Source organism: Microcystis sp. M44BS1 (genome assembly GCF_020244875.1).
GTDB lineage: Bacteria > Cyanobacteriota > Cyanobacteriia > Cyanobacteriales > Microcystaceae > Microcystis > Microcystis panniformis.
Window position 1 is genome coordinate 1 of the sequence record NZ_JADBVM010000051.1, and the last position, 4,456, is coordinate 4,456.

4 protein-coding genes, 1 tRNA gene and 1 pseudogene are annotated in these 4,456 nt (G+C 44.5%); 5 read left to right on the forward strand and 1 reads right to left on the reverse strand.

Going from position 1 to position 4,456, the window contains the following annotated elements; genetic code table 11:
* Positions 1–57: 57 nt before the first annotated feature.
* Positions 58–344 (forward strand): annotated as a pseudogene (locus IM515_RS03010) (ISNCY family transposase); the annotation flags it as partial.
* Between the two features lie 386 nt (positions 345–730).
* Here the strand turns inward: IM515_RS03010 and IM515_RS03015 are convergent.
* Positions 731–1,117, reverse strand: a complete 387-nt coding sequence (locus IM515_RS03015) for a DUF4359 domain-containing protein (RefSeq protein ID WP_287628636.1) — start codon at positions 1,115–1,117, stop codon at positions 731–733.
* A gap of 102 nt (positions 1,118–1,219) precedes the next feature.
* Between IM515_RS03015 and IM515_RS03020 the strand changes: the two genes are divergently transcribed.
* The 4 genes from IM515_RS03020 to IM515_RS03035 form a co-directional block, all read left to right on the forward strand.
* Positions 1,220–1,292 (forward strand) — tRNA-His (locus tag IM515_RS03020).
* A gap of 498 nt (positions 1,293–1,790) precedes the next feature.
* Positions 1,791–2,735: an isoaspartyl peptidase/L-asparaginase gene (locus IM515_RS03025; RefSeq protein ID WP_287628637.1), complete on the forward strand. Its 945-nt coding sequence runs from the start codon at positions 1,791–1,793 to the stop codon at positions 2,733–2,735.
* Positions 2,736–2,805: 70 nt separating this feature from the next.
* Positions 2,806–3,996 (forward strand): FtsW/RodA/SpoVE family cell cycle protein, encoded by a 1,191-nt coding sequence (locus IM515_RS03030; RefSeq protein WP_287628638.1) that lies wholly within the window; start codon positions 2,806–2,808, stop codon positions 3,994–3,996.
* A 226-nt stretch (positions 3,997–4,222) separates the two neighbouring features.
* Positions 4,223–4,456 (forward strand): helix-turn-helix domain-containing protein (locus IM515_RS03035; protein WP_287630118.1); only part of this gene is annotated, 234 nt, incomplete at its 3' end.

Here is a 4,456-nt window from a genome sequence, read left to right on the forward strand (position 1 = left end):
ATATTTATTAATAAAAATAATTGGAACCCGCTCAGTCTTTAAACCTCTAGCTTGCTCATGACTTTTCTGATAAATATCTTTTTCTGGCTCCTGTCTGGCTTACTCAAATATCAGTCTAGCACCGAACAAAATACCCCCCTAGTTCACCTCTATTCCCCTGTCAAGCGTTGTGGTTCTCATTATATGATCAAGAATGGTTCTATTCATAATGGAAAACCCAAACGTCAAGGTAAAGAATGTGGTCAACCGTTTGTGATCAATCCCACTAATAAAACCGTCTCTGACGAAACCAAACAATTAATTGATCAACTCTTGCTCGAACGAATTTCCTGACGAGGAATTGCTAGAGTAACAGGGGTAAGTTGGTCATGGTTACAAAATCATGACCCACTTTCCGCACTTCTTAACATTCAATTGATGATTTTTACTAATATATTGCTTAAAACCCATTGCCAGTAGGGACTATAGCTATAATGATTGATTTTTCTCAAGGTGAAGAATTGTAATTTTTTTTCTCAGAAAAAATCAATTATTGAAAATGTTCTCAATAGTAGTTTCTACAATGAAGGTTTTTCGTCAAAACATCTTGGGGAATGTAAAAATATATAAAAGTATATGAAGATGTGCGGAATGTCGGCTACAATGCCCAATTAGCAAAAGTTTCAGCTATCACCACTACAATAAAATCACTACCATCAGGATTTACTCTCGGAAAATTTCAATTGCCTGACTACAGTTCTAAAGCTTCGTAGATGTATAATTTGTTCAAAAAACCGACGGTGCTGAAGTGATAACTAGGTAAAGGGGGAGGGAACGATAATTCCGTTTGATAAACGCTGAAAATAACAAAATTCTTTCTAGTGGTGTTAGTGGCGATCGCTTCTTGTAAAAAAGGATGACCCGTATCCACCAACATTTTACAGTAACCCCGCAAGAGAGCCTGCACCTCGAGGGAAGCTTGCGCCCGAGCGCAGACATTATCCTTAAGATAGCTAGTTAACCTCTGGGAAGCGTATTGTTCGTAATCTTGACGATTAGGGTTAGTTGTCAGCAATATCCCCGCAATTCCCCCTAAAACCACTCCTAACACTATTCCCCCTAACCGCGCCAATTTCATAAGCTCTCAAATCATCACTCACTTACCCTAACCATAGCCTGAATTAGGATAAAAAACCTCTTGTCAACCATTCGTCTTGTGCTATACTTGAAAAGGTGTACGGCGAGCGTAGCCAAGTGGTTAAGGCAGTGGATTGTGGTTCCACCACTCGGGGGTTCAAGTCCCCTCGTTCGCCCTCTTTTCAAGGCTCGTTGATAATTAGGCTTTAAGGGGGTTGATTGGCACTTACCCGCTCAAATCCCCAATCAATTCGTTAACCTCAAAATAGTCTTTTTGTACTGATAAGTTTCGATGAGAACGGTCAATGTGTTGGCTAGACTGTATTTGAGACAATTGAGCAAATTCTCGCTTCCAGAAAGGAGCGAACGGTGAGTAATTAGGGTTGGCTGAATAAATCTGAAAACTTTGTTGGGTAACACTTTTAGACCTTTTGTCAATCAAAAAGTACCGGATATGGGAGTGATCGGGGGAAAATTCCGGGACTTTTTCCCTGAAAATTAGGTAATTGACCCCCTGAAAATGGCTAAAACCCCACACCCCACACCCCGCACCCTGTCCCCAGGAAAAACTTTTTGCCGCAAACCCTACTTACCGGTTAAGACGGCACTGGAGAAGCGGAGTAGCGATAACGTGATAGTTTAGATCCGAGCGGTAATATGATGTTAGAACAATAATGACCAGAGTAAATCCGAAGTTAATTATTCATGGGGGAGCGAGTTCCCTAGAGGACAAAGGTGGTTTAGAATCAGTACGCGATTCTCTCCGGGGGATTGTTAAGAATATTTACAACCTCCTTGACAATGGTGCGAGTGCTGTGGAGGCGGTGACAAAAGGATGTATGTTACTGGAGGATGAACCGCGATTTAATGCTGGGACTGGTTCGGTGGTGCAATCGGACGGTCAGGTGCGAATGAGCGCAGCCTTGATGGATGGTCGTCGCCAGCGTTTAAGCGGTGTCATTAACGTCTCGCGGGTACAGAATCCCATTAGCCTCGCTCAATTTCTCCAAAGTCAAGAGGATCGCATTCTCTCGGAAATTGGAGCTGCAGATCTGGCCAGAGAATTACAAATTCCCCTCTATGATCCCCTAACCGATTATCGGATTCAAGAATGGATGGAGGAAAGAAAGACGAACTTTAATCGCAAAATGGCCCGTTTATTCGCCGACTCCTCAGCGCAACGGGGAACTATCGGGGTGGTGGCTCTCGACCAGCAAGGAGACATCGCCGCCGGAACTTCTACCGGAGGTAAGGGACTAGAAAGAATCGGTCGCGTTAGTGACAGTGCCATGCCGGCCGGCAATTATGCGAATCCATGGGCGGGCGTAAGTTGCACGGGAGTCGGGGAAGATATTATTGATGAGTGTTTAGCCGCTAAGGTGGTCATTCGCGTCAGCGATGGTTTTTCCCTCGCCGCTGCCGTGGAGAAATCGATGCGCGAATCCCAAACTAATGGTCGGGATCTGGGCATGATTTCCCTTGATCGTCAGGGTAATATTGTTTGGGGGAAAACGGCGGAAATTCTCTTGGCTGCCTATCATGACGGTCAGGCGATCGGTGATACCCTAGAATGGCACGGTGAAAACGCGGGTTTAATCGGTCATGTCGCCGTCGGATAGTGGAACAAACTGCGATCGAGCCTAGTCTTTTCGGTTAATCTGTACAAGATACTTCTTCTCGAAAATCTCCGTGTGGCAATACATTATTCCTATTTTTGACCCCGATGTGAAAAACTGGTCAGCCGAAGCGCGATTATTGCGCTGGATGACTTTTTTGTGGCTGTCAGTCGGGTTAGTGGTGCTTTTTTCCGCTTCCTACGCTCTAGCTGACAGTCGCTTTGATAACGGACTATACTATTTTATCCGCCAATTAATCTGGCTTTGGATTGGCTTAATTGGCTTTAATTTCCTGGTGCGATTGCCGATCGAGAAACTCCTCAAAATTGCACCCTGGATGATTTTATTAGTTTTAGGATTAATCTTGATCACTCTTATCCCCGGTTTGGGAGCTAATATCAACGGTGCCACCCGTTGGATTAAAATCGGGCCGATTCTCTTGCAACCGTCGGAATTTATGAAACCGTTTCTCGTCCTGCAAGGAGCGGCGGTTTTCGGTGGCTGGCCGCGTTTAAATGTCAATCAACGGTTAACTTGGATCGCTATTTTTGGGCTAATTCTAGCCGGCATTCTCTTACAACCTAACTTGAGTACCACTGCTCTGTGTGGTATAACTCTCTGGCTGATCGCTCTTGCCTCCGGTCTGCCTTTATCCTACATGACCAGCACCGCTTTACTGGGTGTAACTATGGCCGTGGTTAGTGTTACTTTCCGCGAATACCAGAGAAAACGGATTTTATCTTTCTTAGACCCCTGGCAGGATCCCCGGGGTGATGGTTATCAATTAGTGCAGAGTTTACTGGCGATCGGTTCTGGCGGAACCACCGGCAGCGGTTACGGTTTATCCCAACAAAAATTATTTTATCTACCCTTCCCGGATACGGATTTTATTTTCGCTGTCTTTGGTGAGGAATTTGGTTTTATTGGCGGTATTTTACTGTTAATCATGCTATTTCTCTACGCTACTCTTGCCCTGATCGTGGCGGTTAAATGTCGTCATCGCATCAAAAAATTAGTGGCGATCGGGGCGATGGTAATTTTGATCGGTCAATCCCTGTTAAATATCGGTGTGGCCACTGGTTCTTTACCCACTACCGGCTTACCTTTCCCCCTCTTTAGTTATGGCGGCAGTTCCAGTTTAGCCAGTCTCTTTTTAGCAGCCCTCTTAATCCGGGTGGCTAGGGAAGAAAATGACAGCCTAGAACGCCAGACTTGGCAGAAGGGTGCGGGGAGCAGGGAGAAAAAGCTGATGGCTGACGGCTAAAAAGCTAAATACTATCTCCTGACTTGAAAGAGGTTGTGGGGTGTAGGAAGGAAACCTCTTTCATCTGTGGGGGTGAAAATTTTTTCATCGGGACTGACTTCTCACCCAATTCCCTGGCCAAACCCTAGAAATCATCGAAAATTTTGGGTCTGAAACCCCGTCGTTCTACGACGGCTTTACTGTTAAATATTATCACATTTACGAAATATATGCTAAAATGTGAGACATGGAAAAAGCTTATTCTTACCGATTTTACCCCACACCCGAACAAGAGTCGCTATTGCGGCGCACTTTGGGCTGTGTAAGATTGGTTTACAACAAAGCTCTCCATCTCAGAACACAAGCATGGTACGAAAGACAAGAAAGAGTAGGATATACTGAAACTTCTTCAATGCTAACCGATTGGAAAAAACAAGAAGAATTAGAGTTTTTAAACGAAGTTAGCTGTGTACCTTTACAA